The organism is Arthrobacter pascens, from assembly GCF_030816475.1.
In the GTDB taxonomy this organism is placed as follows: Bacteria; Actinomycetota; Actinomycetes; order Actinomycetales; family Micrococcaceae; genus Arthrobacter; species Arthrobacter pascens_B.
This window is the reverse complement of the sequence record NZ_JAUSXF010000001.1, coordinates 1,454,584-1,472,278: the sequence shown is the minus strand read 5'-3', so window position 1 is coordinate 1,472,278 and position 17,695 is coordinate 1,454,584. Positions and strand designations below refer to the sequence as shown.

General features: G+C 64.8%; 15 protein-coding genes. 3 read left to right on the top strand and 12 right to left on the bottom strand.

Annotation, left to right across the window (positions count from 1 at the left end; genetic code table 11):
• Positions 1–20 precede the first annotated feature (20 nt).
• A complete protein-coding gene (locus QFZ40_RS06825; RefSeq protein WP_373427403.1) occupies positions 21–563 on the bottom strand; it encodes a flavin reductase family protein in 543 nt (180 codons plus the stop codon).
• A 177-nt stretch (positions 564–740) separates the two neighbouring features.
• Between QFZ40_RS06825 and QFZ40_RS06820 the strand changes: the two genes are divergently transcribed.
• Positions 741–1,475: an IclR family transcriptional regulator gene (locus QFZ40_RS06820; RefSeq protein WP_306903547.1), complete on the top strand. Its 735-nt coding sequence runs from the start codon at positions 741–743 to the stop codon at positions 1,473–1,475.
• 29 nt (positions 1,476–1,504) lie between these two features.
• Here the strand turns inward: QFZ40_RS06820 and QFZ40_RS06815 are convergent, their stop codons facing one another.
• The 5 genes from QFZ40_RS06815 to QFZ40_RS06795 all read right to left on the bottom strand — a co-directional run bounded on the left by QFZ40_RS06815 (position 1,505) and on the right by QFZ40_RS06795 (position 10,437).
• Positions 1,505–2,830: an MFS transporter gene (locus tag QFZ40_RS06815; protein ID WP_373427402.1), complete on the bottom strand. Its 1,326-nt coding sequence runs from the start codon at positions 2,828–2,830 to the stop codon at positions 1,505–1,507.
• Between the two features lie 724 nt (positions 2,831–3,554).
• Complete coding sequence (locus QFZ40_RS06810; RefSeq protein WP_306903546.1) at positions 3,555–3,899, bottom strand: VOC family protein; 345 nt, start codon at positions 3,897–3,899, stop codon at positions 3,555–3,557.
• A 1,188-nt stretch (positions 3,900–5,087) separates the two neighbouring features.
• Positions 5,088–8,150, bottom strand: coding sequence for an AAA family ATPase (locus QFZ40_RS06805; protein ID WP_306903545.1), 3,063 nt, complete (start codon positions 8,148–8,150; stop codon positions 5,088–5,090).
• Entirely contained in the window at positions 8,147–9,337 is a 1,191-nt protein-coding gene (locus QFZ40_RS06800; protein ID WP_306903544.1) for an exonuclease SbcCD subunit D, read from the bottom strand. Before QFZ40_RS06800 ends, QFZ40_RS06805 begins: the two co-directional genes overlap by 4 nt.
• A 56-nt stretch (positions 9,338–9,393) precedes the next feature.
• Complete coding sequence (locus tag QFZ40_RS06795; RefSeq protein ID WP_306903543.1) at positions 9,394–10,437, bottom strand: MIP/aquaporin family protein; 1,044 nt, start codon at positions 10,435–10,437, stop codon at positions 9,394–9,396.
• Between the two features lie 159 nt (positions 10,438–10,596).
• Between QFZ40_RS06795 and QFZ40_RS06790 the strand changes: the two genes are divergently transcribed.
• Positions 10,597–11,697 (top strand): ADP-ribosylglycohydrolase family protein, encoded by a 1,101-nt coding sequence (locus tag QFZ40_RS06790; protein WP_306903542.1) that lies wholly within the window; start codon positions 10,597–10,599, stop codon positions 11,695–11,697.
• Here the strand turns inward: QFZ40_RS06790 and QFZ40_RS06785 are convergent.
• The gene (locus QFZ40_RS06785) at positions 11,684–12,274 is read right to left on the bottom strand and encodes a DUF4395 domain-containing protein (protein ID WP_306903541.1); all 591 of its coding nucleotides are present in this window, start codon (positions 12,272–12,274) and stop codon (positions 11,684–11,686) included. The two genes, QFZ40_RS06790 and QFZ40_RS06785, sit on opposite strands and share 14 nt — an antisense overlap.
• Before the next feature lie 109 nt (positions 12,275–12,383).
• Entirely contained in the window at positions 12,384–13,397 is a 1,014-nt protein-coding gene (locus tag QFZ40_RS06780) for an exonuclease domain-containing protein (protein ID WP_306903540.1), read from the bottom strand.
• Positions 13,398–13,485: 88 nt separating this feature from the next.
• Between QFZ40_RS06780 and QFZ40_RS06775 the strand changes: the two genes are divergently transcribed.
• Positions 13,486–14,241 carry a DedA family protein gene (locus tag QFZ40_RS06775; RefSeq protein ID WP_306906847.1) on the top strand — a complete coding sequence of 252 codons (756 nt, stop codon included), beginning with the start codon at positions 13,486–13,488 and terminating at the stop codon, positions 14,239–14,241.
• A gap of 31 nt (positions 14,242–14,272) precedes the next feature.
• Here the strand turns inward: QFZ40_RS06775 and rdgB are convergent, their stop codons facing one another.
• The 4 genes from rdgB to murI all read right to left on the bottom strand — a co-directional run bounded on the left by rdgB (position 14,273) and on the right by murI (position 17,600).
• Positions 14,273–14,944 carry an RdgB/HAM1 family non-canonical purine NTP pyrophosphatase gene (gene rdgB, locus QFZ40_RS06770; protein WP_306903539.1) on the bottom strand — a complete coding sequence of 224 codons (672 nt, stop codon included), beginning with the start codon at positions 14,942–14,944 and terminating at the stop codon, positions 14,273–14,275.
• Entirely contained in the window at positions 14,941–15,699 is a 759-nt protein-coding gene (gene rph, locus QFZ40_RS06765; protein ID WP_306903538.1) for a ribonuclease PH, read from the bottom strand. The genes rdgB and rph overlap by 4 nt, the downstream gene beginning before the upstream one ends.
• A gap of 75 nt (positions 15,700–15,774) precedes the next feature.
• The gene (locus QFZ40_RS06760; RefSeq protein WP_306903537.1) at positions 15,775–16,572 is read right to left on the bottom strand and encodes an MBL fold metallo-hydrolase; all 798 of its coding nucleotides are present in this window, start codon (positions 16,570–16,572) and stop codon (positions 15,775–15,777) included.
• The gene (gene murI, locus QFZ40_RS06755) at positions 16,569–17,600 is read right to left on the bottom strand and encodes a glutamate racemase (protein ID WP_373427401.1); all 1,032 of its coding nucleotides are present in this window, start codon (positions 17,598–17,600) and stop codon (positions 16,569–16,571) included. The genes QFZ40_RS06760 and murI overlap by 4 nt, the downstream gene beginning before the upstream one ends.
• Between the last annotated feature and the right edge of the window lie 95 nt (positions 17,601–17,695).

The window sequence follows — 17,695 nt, the reverse complement described above, 5'->3', positions numbered from 1 at the left end:
CTTACGGTTGCCTCCGGGCCTCAGAGGAGGTCTTCCATGCCGAGCTGGCTCTCCGGGAGGGTAGTGAAGCTGCCGTTGGCGAAGGCCAGCGCATCGCCGCTGCGGTAGTCGAAGTCAGCCACCTCTCCCACGTACAGGGTGTGGTCGCCTCCGTCGTAAGCCGCCCACGGCCTGCACTCGAAGTAGGCCAGCACGCCGGAGAGCCGCGGGGCCATCCGCCCTTCCACCCACACCGGGTCGGGGCCCGGCCTGCCGGCGAATAACATGGCCAGCTGACGTTGCTCGGCGCCCAGGATGTTGACGGTGAAGGGCCGGCCGGCCAGCTCATCGTGGGCCTTGGAGCTGCGTGCGATGCTGACGAGGACCAGCGGCGGCTCCATGGACACCGAAGTGAAGGAGTTCACCGTGATCCCGTGGCGCTTGGTTGCACCATCGAACGTCACGATGGCAACCCCCGTGGCAAACCGGCCCAGGCTGCCGCGGAAGTGGTGGTGGGACCGTGCGTCCGGTGTCCGGCCGGCAGCGGGATGCTCCGCCGGGTTCCGGGACTTCGAAATCATCATTGATCCTCATACAGAGATCGCGATGTGCCATCGAATGGACTGCCGCAAAAGTCAGTTCTATAGTTGAAACTAGTTCTATATTTGAACTTTCAATTCGTATATAGGACGCTACCTGAAGGTGAGACGCAGCACAATACCCGGCGGCCAGCCTCCCGCCGCCCGCCTAGGATGGACTCCATGAACCCCATAGCCTCCGCACCTGCAGGAGCAGCGCAAGCCCAGGCCTCACCGTCGCAGACCCTGTCGAGGGGAATCCGCGCACTGGAGATCATGGCTGCCGCCCAGAGCCCGCTAACCATCGCAGAGCTCGCTGACGCCATGGGCGTGCACCGCTCCGTGGCCTATCGGATCCTGCGCACGCTGGAGGACCATTCGCTCCTGGTACGCGACGATGCCGGCCGCGTGCAGCCGGGACCCGGGCTCGCAGTGCTGGCTCGCGGTGTTTCCCGGAATCTGCAGACGGCTGCCCTGCCCGAGCTCACGCAGCTGGCCAACACCCTGGGCATGACGGCCTTCGTGACGGTGTGGGACCATCAGGATTGCATCACGCTGGTGACGGTGGAACCACGGCATTCCGGGGCCACCGTGGCCCAGCATCCAGGCACCAGGCACCCCATCAATGCAGGCGCACCGGGTATCGCCATCCAGTCTGCGCTGACCGAAGCCGAATGGAACCAGCTGGGCACCGGGATCGCCTACAGGCCCGAAGCCGCTGAAGCCCGCAAGGCCGGCTACTCCTCCAGCCATGATGAAGTCATCGCCGGGGTTTCATCGCTCGCTGCTCCGGTCCGGATTCCTGGCGGACGGCCGGCTGCGCTCGCCGTTGTCTATATCCGCTCTGCTCATGACCCTGCCACTGTGGGAATGGCCCTCGCTGAAAGTGCCGCCCGGATCGAACGCCAGCTGGCGTGACTGTCCGGGATCCGCTCTGCCCGGATTCCTTATGCCCGCCGGCCGCGGAGTACGACGGCGGAGGCAGCGCCGAGCAGGAACAGGCCCGTCGCAGCCCCGGCAGGGACGAGAAAAGCGGCTGAGTAGCCGTGGACCTGCGCGAGCTGGCCGGCCACCGAGGACCCCACAGCCGTCCCGGCAACGATTCCGCTGGCAAGCGCGGTCATCACAGTTCCGAGGCGTCCCGGCGGTGCCACGAGCCCGCCGGTAGCAAAGACCGTGACCATCACCGGCCCCACGGGAAGTCCCAGGATGAGTAGCACAGCCACCATGCCTCCGGCTGTCACTGGTATCAGCAGGAGAAAGGCCAGGACGGCCATCAGGGCTGCGCTGATCACCCATCGGGCGGAAGCTGTCAGACCGGGCGGCCAGTAGGCCACTGACAGCGCGGCCGCAGCCGAACTCAGCCCCATCACGGCGTACAGCAGACCCGCTAGCTCGGACGTGGCAATACTGGCGGAAAAGGAGCTGAGAGCTGTCTGAGTTGAACCAAAAAAGGTGCCCATGCAGACCATGGCCAGGACCGGCAGGACGGCGGCTGCGGGGATTCTCGGAGCCGGGCTGCCCGCGGTCCGCGGCCGGGCTACGGCTGCGTCCGCTTTGTTCGGGGAGACCGCTTTGTCAGGGGCCACGGCGGCGTGGGTGCGATGGACGGCGAAAGCTGGGACCAACGTGACGGTCAGTGCGGCAGCCAGGGCTAGCGGCAGCCATGGAGCCACAAGGCTGGCGAGGATTCCCACCAGGGCAGGGCCCAGGACAAAAGTGATTTCATCAGCCGTGCTCTCGTATGACAGGGCCGTGTCCAAGTCTTGGGTGCTGCCCGGCCCGCCTCGGGAAGTAAGTGCCATCCAGCGCACGCGTGCCAGCGGTCCCACCTGGGGGCAGCTTGCTCCCGCAGCGAACGCAGCGGCAAGCACCGCCGCCGGGAAGCCGTCGGCCGCCGGCATGACGGAGGCAGCTGCAATAAGGGTCACAACAGCGGCCGCATTCAGCACCGCTGCTGCGAGCAGGACCGGACGTTGGCCCCGGCGGTCTGCGAGCGAACCGAGCACGGGCGCGCCGAGGGCGGATCCGATTCCCACCGCGCCGGCGGCTGTACCGCCCACGGCATAGGACCCGGTGGCGGACGTCACAAGGGTCAGAGCACCGACGGTGAGCATCGCAAGCGGGAGGCGCGCAAGCAGGCCCAGTGGAATGAAGCTGCGGCCAGCGAGGACGGGGAGCCGCGCAAACCGGCCGGTGGTCCGGGTGGCGGGGGCGTCCTGATCACGGAGGGGTGCTGGCAGGCTGTGGGGCGGGAGGGTTGAAGGGTTCAAGGTTCCGGGCTCGTTCAGTTCTGCGCATCGTCCCTCCTCCCGATGCGCGCAACCCGGTAACTATCCGATTATATCCGCACCTCGCCGCGGTACCGCCGCGGACGACAGTCTCACCTGAGGATTGCAGTGATGGCGGTCAAACTTCTGTATCCGCTGTCCGGCCAGCGCTGTGCTTCCGGACTTCGCGTAGCACAATCTGCTCGGGGCAGACAATTCGGCGCCGCTGTTCGCCGGATCGCCCGTGTCGCCGGGCGGCGGTCTGTCTTCGTCCGTTTCCCGGTCTGGGCCATCCGCGCCTCGCGCAGCTAACCGAGTGGACAATGGTCGTGCCGCTGGTAGCGAAGGCACAGGCGCGGATGCTTGCCGAAAGTGTTAGCGAGCCCGCACCATGCGCAGCCGAACTCCCCGACAGAATCCGCCCGACTCTCCAGTTTGACGACGAGCGCATCCGGGCCGCGCTGCCCGAGGGTCGATTTGACCTCAGCGACCTCCTAGTCACGAATTGGTGGGCCGGGAAACGCCGCCGCCAACAGTTGTAGCTACCCGACGAGCGCCGTGGGCATAAACTCAAATGCTTACAAACGACCCTTTTTGGGTCAGTGTGTCTCTGGGAGTTCGACTTTAGAAATGTCCAATGTGTTTCGCCGGTGGGTGTTTGCTGAGGTGTTAAGGTGACCCGGTCGAACTGGTTTGGGTAATCAGCGTGGCGCATTTCGGAGTCGATCTATTGGCAAATCATCAGCAAGTTTCCGTCAGGGTCTTTGAAGTTGAACCATTTGTCGAACTGAATGTCCATCACCTCAGTACTCTTACTTTTTAGGTACTTGTGCGCCGCGTGGACGTTCGCAGTGGTGAGTGCGACGGCGGGAACTTGGAAAACTGCATCCTCGGAAAAGATCTTGCTGTCGAGAATGAGTGACGGCCCTTGCATAGGCAGGACGTACAGGTGGTCCTGCAGGATGTCCCCATCGGCAGGAACCCCCAGCAGATCGCAATACCAGTCGCGGGATTTCTGAAGGTCACTAACCGGAACGAATACTATGCCTATTTGGCGTTCTATCGGGTTCATGGCCATCCTTGATTGAGTAAACGCTGATTCGCGCTGAGGTGGCCAGAAGAGAGACCTTGCTCACTCTTGCACGGGTCAAACCCAACAACAAGGTTTTCGGAGAATGCTCTACTAACAGGTCTTGAACCCCGGCGCCATTGTCTTATTCAGAAACGGCCCTTTTTCCTCTTTAGATCACATTGCCGGCACATGGACCACTAAGTGGGATGATGCCATCCAGCGGCGTTTGTGATCATCAACCAAGATCCTGACTCGGGAGAGTATCTCGACTTCAAGCGGCCACAGAATTGATTATTTGGGAACGGTCACGGTGCTTCTACACAAGCACGCCGGCGTCAAGGGATTCCTCGGCGCAGGATTACTAGATTCATGGCCATCGCGCTCCACACACACATCGCGGCATCGATCTGTACAATTGCGTCAGCTCGAAGTGCTGGGATTCCTACTCGTGCGAGAAACGAAGCACATCTGCAGGATGGCATTAACCCCTTGTTTCTCGCTAAAGGCCTGATGGAAGAGAGCAGCGTGGTGAATTGAGCGGCGTCTCCCCTGAACAGAAAACGGGTCTCGGAAAACTTGTGGTCCTATTGGCGTGGTCATATGCTGCGTCCTCGTTGGTTCTCTTGTCGGCAGCAATGTTGTCCAGAGACTATACGATCACTTTCTGGGCGCTCTTGCTGGCTATGCCCCTCCTCGGACTTGTCATATTAACGCTGGGCAGGGTCGGGTCTGACGACCCAACAACGCCCGTGCAGGTTGTCATTTTTCTCGCTGTAAACACACTTTGGTGCTTCGTCTTTTCTTGGTGCATTTTGAGAGTTCTGCTCCAGATGGCACTTGGTATCGCGTCCTTGAGCCAAGGGCTAAAACGGGGGTCCTAGCTCAAGCCTCGCTAACATGTCGTCTGACCCGGCTTTCCTGCTAGGAGGTATTCCAGGCATTCCTTCCACGAGTCCGCTGCCTGCGTTGCACAAGACCCGGATTCCTGGAAAACCTGACCGCGAGCGCGGCAACCAACGATCCTCCCCATAGACACAAAGACTGGCTCTACGCGTGCACGGGCCTCACCAGCGGATTTGTCCAAGAAGGTGGCCGGCGGAGATCCTCCAAGTATGCTTCGCCTAGGCGCCAGATCATCCAAGCGTGATCGTCGAATCCCTTAATTTCGGCGATGTCGACGTAGACATGTCAGGGCATACGGTCCGCAGCGTCGGAGATGTGAAGCGTGGACCCGTTGCGGCCCTTGACCACCTGCAACTGGGTGCCGATGCGCTGTTTCATCTCCCCCACATGGCTCACGAGGCCCACAACCCGGCCGCCATCACGGAGGCCTTCCAGGGCGTCCATCACCTGTTCCAGGGACTGCTCGTCCAGGCTGCCGAACCCCTCGTCCACGAACAGGGTATCGATCTGGATACCCCCCGATTCCTGTTGGACGACGTCGGCGAGGCCCAGCGCCAGGGAAAGGGACGCCATGAAGGACTCCCCGCCGGACAGGGTTGAGGTATCCCTGCGATGTCCTGTCCACTGGTCCACAACTTCCAGGCCCAGCCCGGATTTTGCGCCCCGGGCTGCCTTGGCGTCGCTGTGCTGCAGCAGGTAGCGGCCGTCGCTCATGGCCACGAGGCGTTCGGAGGCTGCCAGCGCCACCTGCTCGAGCCGCGCCGCCAGGACGTAGCTGTTCAGGCTCATGCGGTAGGAGTTTTCTCCGCGGCCTGCTGCCGCATCTGCCAAGGCCGTAAGCAGCTGCGCACGTTCCATGGGAGCGCGGCCGGAGCTGGCCAGCTCCTCATAGTCGCGGCTGATGGCGGTGAGCGATTGCAGACACCGTGAGGCCAATCCTGCGGCAAGGCCGGCATCGCGGGCCTCCTGCCGCGCCTGCGCCGCGTTCGCGCGCAGTTCATCCAGCCCGGATTCGTCCCCTACCAGGTTTTCCTCCTGCTCCTTCAGGGCCAGCACCAAGTCATCGGAGGCAAAGAGCTCGGCAATCCGGGCCTGTTCATCGTGGCCGGCCCGCACCTCCTCTTGCAGTGACGCTGCCTCGTTCTTGTCCAGCAGCTGTGCCCTGGCATCTTCGGCCGTGCTGAATCCGGCGTCCGGCAAGGCTAGCTCCAGCTGCTCATGTGCCTCGGCAGCCCGGGTTTTGGCCTTCACCAGTTGGGCCTGAGACTCCACGGCCTTCTCGAGCGTGCCGGCAGCTTCCTGCAGGGAACGCAGGCGGTGCGTGAGGCTGCGATGACCGGCGCGGAGCTCGGTCAGTGCTTCGTCAAGGGAGCCCCGCTGGTCCAGTACCTCCGACCGGGCAGAGGTTACCTGGGCGTGTTCTGTCCGGGCGCTGCTCCTGGAAGCCTCGGCGGCTTCAATCCTCGCCTCCACGGATTCCAGGCGCTGCCGCAGTTCCGCGAGTTCCACCGCTGCCTGCTGTGAGCCTTCCGCGGCGCCGCGGGAAACCGACGCGATCCGGAGGGCTTCTTCTTCCGGGGTGTCCCCGCCCTGGCCGGCGAGAACTGCCACCTGCTGGCTGGCATCAGTCAGCTGTTTGCTGGCCAGTCCGAGCTGGGCCTCGGCGGTCTCAAAAGCCGTGCGGGCAGTCTCCTCGGCCTGGCCGAGACCAAGGGCGGAGGAGGCTCCCTCCGCCAGCGCCGGATGATCCGCGCTGCCGCAGACAGGACAGGCTGCCCCGTCTTCCAACTGACTGGCCAGTTCGGCGGCGGCATTGGCAAGTCTTTCTTCCCGGCGGTCAAGCCAGCGCTTCTTCGCCTCAAGATGTACCTCCCGGGACGCGCCGTGCCGCTCCTTTGCCAGGTCCTCTGCTGCGAGGGCCGAGCGGAAGCGGCGGACAACGTCAAGCAATTCCTCCGCCGCCGTGGCTTCCTTCGCACGAAGGACGGCCGCGGAAGCCAGCTCCTCAAGCGGTGCAAGGCCACCGGACAAGGCTGCATGTTCGGCCCGGAGAGTCACGAGCTGCTCACTGAGTTTGATTTCAGCCGCTGCAACTTCCTCCTGCTTCTTCTCCAGAGCTGCGCTCCTGGCAGCAAGGGAGCGGAGCCGCTCCTCATCCGGCAGCCTGGCCTCTACAACGGCCAGCAGGGAACGAAGCCGGTTGAGTTCCGCGACCATGGCATTGGGCATGGTTCCGGACGTTTTGGCATCCAGCGTAGCGAGGTCCAGCTGCGCCAGCTCGGGATCCTCCCCCGCGGCCATCCGCAGCAGCGTCAGCGCCGATTCCATGGCTCCGGCCGCATGGCGCAGCTGGGCCTCGCTGTTGTCGACGGCACGAAGCTGGCCGCTGAGGACTTCAGCCCGGCGGTGCTGTTCGAGACGGATGGCCCGGGCTTCAAGGACAGGCAATGCTGCTTCAGCCGCAGTTTGACGGGCAATGGCGGCGGCAAGTCTTCGCTGCCGGTCCATGCGCGAGAGCTCGCTCTCCAGCTTGCCTGCCCGCAGCCGGCTCAGGGCTTCTGCCTCCTCTGCCGCCGCCGCCAGCTCGATGGACCGTTCCCCGACGGCAGCCTGCAGCCAGCCCATCCTGGCCGGAACGTCCTCCAATGACGGACCGGCGGAGTCATCGAGGCCAAGGGCGGACGCCTCGGATTCGGCCCTCGCCGCCAGCAGGTCCAGCTCACCGTTCAGGCGCGCCACATCGTTCCTGGCAGCCTGCGCCCGTAGCGTCAGTTCCTGTTCCACGGCTTCAAACCGCCGGGTCCCGAAGAGTTTCTGCAGCAGCTCCAGCCGGTCAGCCGCCTTGGAGCGGAGGAAGGCTGCGAAGTCACCCTGGGGCAGCATCACCACTCGGGTGAATTGTTCCCGGTCCATACCCAGGAGTCCGGTTATTTCCGCACCGGCCTCGTCATTGCGGCCCGACTTCTCTGTCCAGGCACCCCCGACCCGTTCCCGGAGAAGGGTCTTGGCCTGCTGGGTGGTGAAGCCGTTCCTGCCGCGGGCGCTTGGCTTGTCCCAGGCAGGAGACCTCGTTACCTCGAAGTGCCGCCCCTGGGCGGAGAATTCGCAGCTGACAGCCGGTTCCATGGCTGGCTCCGCGTGGTCGCTCCGAAGGCGCTTGGCATCCTGGCGTGCGCCGGGTACTGACCCGTAGAGGGCAAAGCAAATCGCGTCCAGTACGCTGGTCTTGCCAGCACCTGTGGGGCCGTTAAGGAGAAAGAGCCCGTGACTGCTGAGCCGGTCGAAGTCGACCTCCTCGGAGCCGGCAAAGGGCCCGAATGCCGAAATCTTCAGGCGGTGGATCCTCATTGCGAAGCCTCCTGGAGACGGACGTTTTCCAGTGCTGAGGCGAGGGCTGCGCGCTCGGCGTCGTCGGCTTCCCGCCCGCGGACGTGTTCGAGAAAGCCGCAGCAGACGGAGAGATCGTCCTGGGCTTCGGCCAGCCTGCTGCTGTAGCTCGAAATAGCTTTGGCCGAAGCACCCTGCGGATCGAACCCGAGGACCAGCGTATCCGGGAAGCGGGCGCGCAGCCGCTCCATGGCCCGGGCCGGCCTTTGCACATCGGTCAGGGTGATCTGGCAGTAGGCTTCCACCGCCCAGCCGTGGTCCAGGGATTCCAGAAGTTCGGAAAGTTCTCCGCGCAGCACTGCCAGCTGCCGGGGTGCTTTCCAGTCAAGTTCAGAAATGCCCGTTACCCCCTCAGGTCCGACGTCGATGAGCCAGCTGCCCTTGATGTGAGCGGCCTCTGAGAAGGAGTAGGCCAGGGGAGAACCCGAGTACCGTACCTGCGGGGAAAGTGACTGCCTGCCATGAAGATGGCCCAGGGCTGTGTAGCTGAAGCCGTCAAAAAGGTCCAGCGGGACTGCGCCTACTCCCCCGATGCTGAGGTCCCGCTCACTGTCCGAGCTGATGCCTCCGCTCGCGAATGTATGCGCCAGCACCACCGAGTGGACGGTCCTGCCTGCTCTTCGGCGCTCCAGATCCTGACGGATCAGGCTGGTGGCCGCCCGAGTCACCTCAAAATGGCTGGCCGTTTCAACGCCCAGCTGCTCCGCGACGAGGCGGGGTTCCAGCCAAGGGATGCCGTAGATGGCAAGCACGGAATCCGAATCCTGGCACTCTCCATGCGGCCTGTCTCCAAGCGGCAGGAGCAGTGGCTGGTCCAGGTCGGCCAGCCGGGTCCGGAGATGCACGCCGCCACGTTCGAGCAGGCGGGACGCAAAGCCCAGCCTGATAGCGGAGTCGTGGTTGCCGCTGGTCAGCATCACCTTCGCCCCGGCTGCGGTCAGCCGGACCAGGGCATCATCCAGCAGGCCGACGACGTCCACCCCCGGCAGTGCGCGGTCGTAGACGTCACCGGCAATCAGGACGACGTCAACCTGGTGCTCGGAGACAGCGGTGACGAGCTGGTCGACGAAGGACCGCTGGGCGTCCAGCATTCCAACCCCGTGGAACGACCGGCCCAGATGCCAGTCCGATGTGTGCAATAACCGCATATTTCTAAGCTATCGGCTGACGCCTACAGTTTGAGCAACCGCCGCAGCAGACAGCCCTAGCTGCGCTTTCCCTCGAAGAAATCCTGCGCTTCGTTACGTCCGGAGCCCGCTCCTCCGGACGGAACGCCGTCAGCTGAAGGAACGTTGACCGCCGAGGGACCGTTTTGCTCTGAAGGAACGTTGACCTCTGAGGGAACCGTCTCCTCCGCAGGAACACCCTTACCCCCACCGGTCAGGCTGTCTTCTTCCTCCCCGGATTCGTCGTCGGCGTCTTCACCGTCCTCGAAGGCGTCCTCGAGCACATCTGCGGGGGCGCCCGGGGCAGCCACTGCAGCCGGTGCTTCGGCGAAGCCGCGGAAGACCAGTCCGGCAATGGCAGCGCCCACGAGTGGTGCAACCCAGAACACCCAAAGCTGTTCCAGGGACCAGCTTGAACTGAACAGGGCAGAGGCCGTGGCACGGGCCGGGTTGAATGGAGCGTTGCCCACGGACTGGCCCAGCTGGAGCAGGACGGCGAACCCAAGGCCAACGGCGACGGGGGCAGCTGCCGTGTTGAGGTTCTTCCCCGCTGTGGTGCCCAGGAAAATGGCCACCAGGATCGCGGCGCCGAGCACTTCGAGCAGGAGGACGCCCGCAAGCGGAGCCTGGATGATGGAGTGCTCGCCGAAGCCCGCCGTCACGGTGTCGAACGCAGTCCGGCTGTCCTGGATGCTGGGCAGGGTGCGAAGGATGCCGAACAGCGTAAGAGCACCAAGCAGGCCCCCCACGAGCTGCGCGCCGATGTAGGCCGCCGCTTCCCCGAGCCGGATCCGGCCGGCGACCGCGTTACCCACCGTCACTGCCGGGTTGAAATGACCGCCGGATACGTAGCCAAAGGCAAACATGGCGGCGGTGACAGCAAGGCCTCCGGCGAGGGCTGCGGGTATGGGACTGGACTGCGGGATCGAGAACAGCGGTACGCCAAGGCCGGCGACCACCAGGAACAGGCTGCCGAAGGCTTCTGCCGCCAGCCTGGGCACCAGTCCGTAGCGCGGTTCGGCAGCAACGCCGGCTGGCAGCCCGGCGTCGGGTGCGTGGTGGACGGGCACAGGGGTAGTCATGGTGGTCTGTCCTTTGGATTGGAGTTCTGGAGCCGGCGCAGGCGGGAGGATGACCCTCACCTGCAGCCTTGCATTCTGCCATCGGAATCTGAACGTTCGCTGCATCCGAGCTTAGCGCCAGGTTCGGCCAGCGCTTTCGGCCACGGTAAATTTACTGTCATGAGCATCGATCCTGGCCCTGTGACAGCGCCTTCGTTGGAATCCCGCATACACGGCTGCCTCCTGGGCGGCGCCCTGGGAGACTCGCTCGGCTACGCCGTCGAGTTCGATTCGATCGAGGCGATCCGCGGCCGTTTCGGCGTCGAAGGTCTGCGGGATTTTTCAGCGCTCGACGGCGGCAGCCACTTTTCGGACGACACCCAGATGACGCTGTACACAGTAGACGGACTGGTGGAGGCGCTAGAGTGGGCCAACTCCGGCGTGGGTGCCGATGTTAACGCCTGCCTGTGGCTCGCCTATCTTCGCTGGCTCGCCAGCCAGGGTGAGGCCGTACCGCCATCCGCTCCGGTTCCGCAGCCCCGGTGGATCGACAGCCAGGAGGTCCTCAGGCACCGCCGGGCCCCGGGAAATGCCTGCCTGAGCGGGCTGGCTACCGGAGAGATGGGGACGGTTTTCCGCCCTGTCAATCCGGAGTCGAAGGGCTGCGGCACGGTGATGCGGTCCGCACCGTTCGGCCTCGTTCCGCATATAACGCCCGACGCCGTCTACAAGTTGAGCGCTGATGCCGCGGCACTGACGCACGGACATCCCTCAGCCCGGCAGAGTGCCGGCATTTTCAGCCTCCTGATTCATCGCCTGGTTGCCGGTGACACCCTGCCCGCGGCCGCCGACGCGGTCCTGGCGGAGGTCCATAGCCTTGAAGGCGCGGCTCCCGAACTGCAGGAACGGCTGGACGCCGCGGTCCGCATGGCCTCCTCAGGCCCGGCTGCTCCGGAGGACCTTGTGCGGGAACTGGGCGAGGGCTGGGTCGCCGAGGAGGCGCTCGCCGTCGGGCTTTACGCCGTTCTGGCAACGGCATCCGGGCCTGACGGCAGTATGGCCGGGAACCTGGACTTTGGGCCCCAGGACCATTTCCGGGCGGCTGTCGCCCTGGCGGTCAACCACAGCGGCGACAGCGACTCAACGGGTTCCATCGCGGGAAACATCCTGGGAGCCTATTACGGCGAGGCCTGCCTGCCGGAGCAGTGGCTGGAAGCCCTTGAGGCCCCTGACGTCATCCGCAGCATGGGCGATCAGCTGGTGGCTGTTACGACTGCCTGAGTGAGATGTTGTTGCAGGCTTCGCAGACATCCTCGGGGATCAGGCCACGGCGCTGGAGCATCCCGAAAATCACGCATCCAAGGCAGAATCCGGCAAACGCCTCCAGTGACGCCGCCACGATCAGAACTGCCAGGGCAATCCATGCGGCGGGAAGCGCGCCTGCCACGAACAGGACCAGCGCGGCCGAGGAAACGAACGCCCCCATTCCCTGGGCAAAGCGCTTGGGCGGCCCCGGGACCAGGCGTGCCCTCCCAAGGCGCGGTGCGAGGACCTTGACCGAGAGCAGGGCCAGCGGCGAGATCCGTGGCCCGAAAAGCACCCGCAGCCAGAATCCCAGCGCGATGGCCAGCAGGCCCCATCCTGAGCCGGAAAGCAGCGTGATGATGGCCAACAGCACCACCAAAGCCGCGGTGATGCGGGCCGCGTATTCGTTGACCGGGTTGGGAAACGCGAACACGGCCCGCCAGTCCACACCGGCCCGAACCGTTTCAGGACGGACTTTTTCAGGACTGACAGGCGCAGGACTGACCTGACTGTCACCTACAGCCGGGGGCTGTGTACCGGTGGAGTTGCTCATCCTGCAAGGCTAGGAGCGTGATCCGTGGCTGGGAAGCTTTGTTGCGCCGGATGAACCTGCGCCGAATTCCAAGGCAGTGTTCCAGGAGCAGGGTTCCAGGAGCTGGAGTCTAGGCCGTCGCGGCGGCCGCGAAGCCGCCAACCATCTGCAGGAACTCACCTTCGGAGAGGACTTCGATCGGCTGGCCGCGCCCGTGCAGTTCCAGGACGCGCCTGGCCTTGCCGGTCAGCCTTCCGGAGCGGAGGTCAGAGGCTACGAAACCATCCCCCACCACCAGCACCGTGGTACGGGCCGTTACCCGGCTTTCCGGCCGCGCACCTACCTCTGCCGACCGCACCTTCGCTTCCGGCCGCCCCATCGCCAGCACGCCGGTGAATACCACCGTCTGTCCGTACAGCGGGTGCCCGGGTTCGGCATCCGGATTCGGAAGCGGGTTTGCGCCCTCTTCCGGCCACCCGGATTTGAACGGCCGGACCAGGGGCGCGTCGTTTCCTGCGGCTGCCCCCGAAATTGCGGCAATGCTGGGCTTGGACAGGGCATCGCGTGCCGGATCGAAGGCCTGCTGACGGGGCAGGTTGAGCCCGAGCGAGAGGTATAGTTCGGCGATGCTGTTGGCGGTGTTGCGCGCGGCGATGTCGATCAGGATGCCGGCGCACGCACGGGCGTCCTCCGCGGCGTCGTGGTGGTTCACCAGCGGGACGCCGGCCTCCTCCGCAGCAAACGGCAGCGAATTCGATACCAGGGAATAGCAGCGCCGTGACAGCATCACGGTGCAGACGTAGTCGTATGCAGGGCCGGGAAGGCCGGAGACCTCCAGGCCGGACCGGATGACGCCGAGGTCGAAAGCGGCGTTGTGTGCGGCCAGGATGTCGCCGCCGATGAACGCGCCGATCTCCGGAAAAAGCTCACCGAAGCGGGGACGGCCTGCCACGTCCTCTGCCCTGATCCCGTGGATCCTGACGTTGTGATAGTCAAAGTGGTCGTGGTCTGCGGGCGGGCGCATCAACCAGGATGCTTCCTCCACTACACGTCCGCCACGGACCTTTGTCAGGCCCACCGCGCACGGTGAACCCCGGAAGCCGTTGGCAGTCTCGAAGTCGATCGCCGTAAAGTCCAAACCCACGGGCCAACCTTACCGCCGAAAAGCGCACAGGCCCGTCAAGTACCCTTGAGGGGTGAACTTTCCTGTGACGAACCACCTCGCCGTGTCCATGCTGGGCGGTGCGGGACCGGTCCAGCCGCAGCTGGCCTCGTTCCTGCCCGACTGGCTGAACCCCCAGATCTTCCTGGCCGACCCCGCGCTGGCGCCCTGGGTGGTGCTGCTCGTCTGCGGCATCGTCTTTGCAGAGACGGGACTTCTGGTGGGGTTCTTCCTCCCCGGCGACTCGATGCTCTTTACGGCCGGTCTCCTGGTGGCCACCGACACCATCAAGTTCAATATCTGGCTTTTGACCGTGCTGATCGTCGTCGCGGCCATCATCGGTAACCAGGCCGGCTACCTGATCGGCGCGAAAGCCGGTCCGGCCATTTTCAACAAGCCCGAATCGCGACTGTTCAAGCGTGAGAATGTCGAGAACGCGCATGCCTTCTTCGAAAAACATGGCGGCAAGGCCCTGATCCTTGCCCGCTTCGTCCCGATCATCAGGACTTTCGTGCCGGTGATCGTGGGCGTTGCCCAGATGGACAAGCGGAAGTTCTTCCTGTTCAACGTCATCGGTGCGGTGCTCTGGGGCGGCGGTGTCACTCTGCTCGGCTACCTCCTGGGCGACAAGGTGCCGTGGGTCCGGGACAATCTGGACATCATTTTCATCTGCATCGTGCTGCTCTCCGTGATTCCGATCGGCATCGAGGTGCTCCGGGGCCTCTCGGCGAAGCGCCAGGCTGCCAAGTTCGGAACCGACCCCGTGGACGAGTTCATCGAGGAGCACGAACCCGAAGCCGAGCGGAAAACACACCGGGAGCTCTGACTCCCCCACTGAAGTGGCTCCCCAAGGGGAACTACTTCAGGGCTTCCGCGATGGCAGGCAGCAGTGCACGGAAGGCCTTGCCCCGGTGGCTGATCGCATTCTTCTCCGACGGGGTCAGTTCAGCACAGCTGCGCTCCTCCCCCAGCGGCTGCAGCACGGGGTCGTAGCCGAAGCCGCCCGCGCCGCGGGGCTCGCGCAGCAGCACGCCTTCCAACTGGCCGTACTCCACCACTTCACGGCGGGCGCCGCCGTCGCCCGGCTCCGGAACGGCAAGCGCGGCTGCGCAAACGAAGGCCGCGCCCCGGTGCACGTCCGGCACGTCGGAGAGCTGGTCCAGCAGGAGCCTGAGGTTGGCAGTATCGTCGCCGTGCCTGCCGGCCCATCTGGCGGAAAAGATCCCGGGTGCCCCGCCGAGCACGTCCACTGCAAGCCCGGAATCATCGGCAATGGCCACCAGGCCGGTGGCGTCGGCAACCGCACGCGCCTTCAGCAGCGAATTCTCGGCGAAGGTCACGCCGGTTTCGACGACGTCCGGCGCACCAGCCGCCGCGGCATCCACCACCTGCGTGTCGACGTCGAGTCCCGGGATCTGCCCGCGCAGGAGCTCCCGCAGTTCCTTCAGCTTGCCTTGGTTATGCGTGGCGAGGACAAGGCGCGGCGCCGCTCCGTCCGGTACTCTTGCTCCCGCAACCGGAAGGTTCACAGGGAGTCCGCGAGCGTCTCACGCTGGATGGCCGCCAGCTGTGTGGTGCCCAGCAGTGCCAGGTCCAGCAGCTTGTTGAGCTCGTCGCGGTCAAAGGGCGCGCCTTCAGCCGTGCCCTGCACCTCCACGAATTTCCCGGATCCGGTGACCACCACGTTCATGTCCGTCTCTGCGCGGACATCCTCGACGTAGGGCAGGTCGAGCATGGGGATGCCATCGATGATGCCGACGGAAACCGCCGCAATGGTGTCGATGAGGGGCTGGGCGTTCCTGGCGATGAGCTTATTGTCCCGCGCAAAACGGATGGCATCAGCCAGGGCGACGTAAGCCCCCGTAATGGCCGCGGTACGTGTTCCGCCGTCGGCCTGGAGGACATCGCAATCCAGCACGATCGTGTTCTCACCGAGGGCCTTGGTATCAATGATGGACCGCAGGGAACGCCCGATCAGCCGGGAAATCTCATGGGTTCGGCCGCCGATTTTCCCCTTGACTGATTCACGGTCGGACCGGGTATTGGTGGCACGGGGAAGCATGGCGTATTCGGCCGTAACCCAGCCGCGGCCTTCGCCCTTCAGCCAGCGCGGCACTCCCACAGTCAGGGACGCCGTGCACAGGACCCGGGTGTTGCCGAATTCGATCAGGGCAGATCCCTCGGCCTGCTTGGACCATCCGCGGGTGATGCTGATGGGGCGGAGCTGGTCGGGGGCGCGGCCATCGCCGCGCACTACGGGCACTGCCGTTGCTTCTGAAGTCATGCCTCTAGCTTATCGACAGGTTCCGCGCTCGAGGGGACGCCCCCTGGCTATGGACGCACAGTGGGATCAAGGCGCTCAGATGGTGTAGTGCACACCGGCAACGGCAACTGCCACGTCGCCGCCGAAAACCGGGCGGGCCTCCTGCATGACCTTCGTCTGTGAGGTCCAGACGGGAATGTGGGTGAGCAGCAGCCTTCTGGCCCCCGCCGCTGCCGCCGCCTCGCCGGCACGCTTGCCCGTCAGGTGCACGTCTTTGATGCCGTCGTCCCGGCCCTCTTCAAAGGCCGCCTCGCACAAGAACAGGTCCGCGTCCTTGGCAGCCTCCTCCAGCCCAATGCACGAGTCCGTGTCTCCCGAATAGGTCAGGACGCGGGTGGTCCTGGTGCCGTTCTTGTCAGGTTCGGTGGCTTCCACCCGGAGGGCGTAGGCCTCCTCGACCGGATGGTTCACGGCGAACGGCGTCACGGTGAAGGGCCCCAGCGTCACCGGCTTCCGCTCGGTCCAGTTGGTGAAGTCGAATTCCCCGTGCATGCCGGGATCCAGGTCCAGGCCGTAGGCGGTTGCCATCCGGTCAGCCGTTGCCGCGGGACCCCACACCGGGATCCTGCCGCGTCCCCAGCCGCCCGGCTTCCAGCGGACGGCCACGTGCAGGCCGCAAAGATCCATGCAGTGGTCAGGATGAAGGTGAGTCAGGAAGATGGCGTCGATGTCTTCCAGATCGGTGTACCGCTGGATCGCGCCCAGGGCGCCGCTGCCCAGGTCCATCACGATCTTCCAGGTCCGCTCGCCGTCGTGGGCGGTCAGGAGGTAGCACGACGCCGGCGAGCCGGGTCCCGGAAAGGAACCGGTGCAGCCGACGATGGTGAGCTTCACAGGCCGGGACCTCCGGTCCTGTTGCCGCCAACGAAATTGGAGATCCGGGGCTCCGCAGTGCCGCCCCTCGCCGAGGCGCTCTGTGCGGCGGCGATCATTTCGGGAGTGATCCGGGCCAGGCTGCCGGTGGGGTATTGGGCGGCCACGTGGTCCACGTGCCGAACCGAGAGCACTTCGGGCCCGAGGAACCTGCGGGCCAGTGCCTCGAACTGGGCAGCGTCTCCGGTGGCGATGAAGTGGTGCTCAGGCGGCGCTGCCGTAGTGCGCTGCAGGTTATGCGTGGCCAGGGCTCGGTAGACGTCCTTCGCTGTTTCCTCGGCACTGGACACGAGCGTCACGTCCTCGCCCATCACAAAGGAAAGAACTCCGGTGAGCAGCGGATAGTGGGTGCAGCCCAGCACCAGGGTGTCCACACCGGCCGCCTTCAGTGGCGCCAGATATTCTTCCGCCACGGCCAGCAGTTCCGGCCCGGTGGTGATGCCGGCCTCCACATAGCTCACGAAGTCCGGGCAGGCCACGGAGGTGATCTCCAGGTCCGGCGCGGCGGCGAAGGTGTCCTCATAGGCCCGGGAACCTACCGTGGCGGAGGTCCCGATCACGCCCACCCTGCCGCTCCTGGTGGCAGCCACCGCGCGCCTCACAGCCGGCTGGATCACCTCGATGACCGGGATTCCGTACCGCGCGGTGTACCGCTCGCGGGCGTCCCGCAGGACAGCGGCCGACGCCGAGTTGCAGGCGATGGTGAGCAGCTTGACGCCGGAGTCCACAAGTTCGTCCATGACGCCCAGGGCATTTGCCCGGACTTCAGCGATGGGCAACGGGCCATAGGGACCGTGTGCCGTGTCCCCTACGTAGAGAATCGACTCGTTGGGGAGTTGGTCGATGATAGACCGTGCCACGGTCAGCCCGCCAACGCCTGAATCAAAGACGCCGATGGGCCGCCATCCCATCTGGCTGCCGGCGGTGCTGCCGGCCGGGGACTCCGCTGCGGCTCCCGCCGGCGTATCAATGCTCGAGGCTGTTGTCATGATTATTCGAGGATAGGTCTTCCCTGCCTGCTCATCCATCACATTGTGGCGTCCGACTCATGTCTAATTTGTCACAGTTGTCCGCCATGACGGAG

Excerpts from the sequence above, each read along its gene's own strand:
- QFZ40_RS06775 (WP_306906847.1), top strand. The coding sequence starts at position 13,486 with ATGCTGGGCGGTGCGGGACCGGTCCAGCCGCAGCTGGCCTCGTTCCTG.
- rph (WP_306903538.1), bottom strand. The coding sequence starts at position 15,699 with ATGACTTCAGAAGCAACGGCAGTGCCCGTAGTGCGCGGCGATGGCCGC.
- QFZ40_RS06825 (WP_373427403.1), bottom strand. The coding sequence starts at position 563 with ATGATGATTTCGAAGTCCCGGAACCCGGCGGAGCATCCCGCTGCCGGC.
- QFZ40_RS06805 (WP_306903545.1), bottom strand. The coding sequence starts at position 8,150 with ATGAGGATCCACCGCCTGAAGATTTCGGCATTCGGGCCCTTTGCCGGC.
- murI (WP_373427401.1), bottom strand. The coding sequence starts at position 17,600 with ATGACAACAGCCTCGAGCATTGATACGCCGGCGGGAGCCGCAGCGGAG.
- QFZ40_RS06800 (WP_306903544.1), bottom strand. The coding sequence starts at position 9,337 with ATGCGGTTATTGCACACATCGGACTGGCATCTGGGCCGGTCGTTCCAC.
- QFZ40_RS06820 (WP_306903547.1), top strand. The coding sequence starts at position 741 with ATGAACCCCATAGCCTCCGCACCTGCAGGAGCAGCGCAAGCCCAGGCC.
- QFZ40_RS06785 (WP_306903541.1), bottom strand. The coding sequence starts at position 12,274 with ATGAGCAACTCCACCGGTACACAGCCCCCGGCTGTAGGTGACAGTCAG.
- QFZ40_RS06795 (WP_306903543.1), bottom strand. The coding sequence starts at position 10,437 with ATGACTACCCCTGTGCCCGTCCACCACGCACCCGACGCCGGGCTGCCA.
- QFZ40_RS06790 (WP_306903542.1), top strand. The coding sequence starts at position 10,597 with ATGAGCATCGATCCTGGCCCTGTGACAGCGCCTTCGTTGGAATCCCGC.
- QFZ40_RS06810 (WP_306903546.1), bottom strand. The coding sequence starts at position 3,899 with ATGAACCCGATAGAACGCCAAATAGGCATAGTATTCGTTCCGGTTAGT.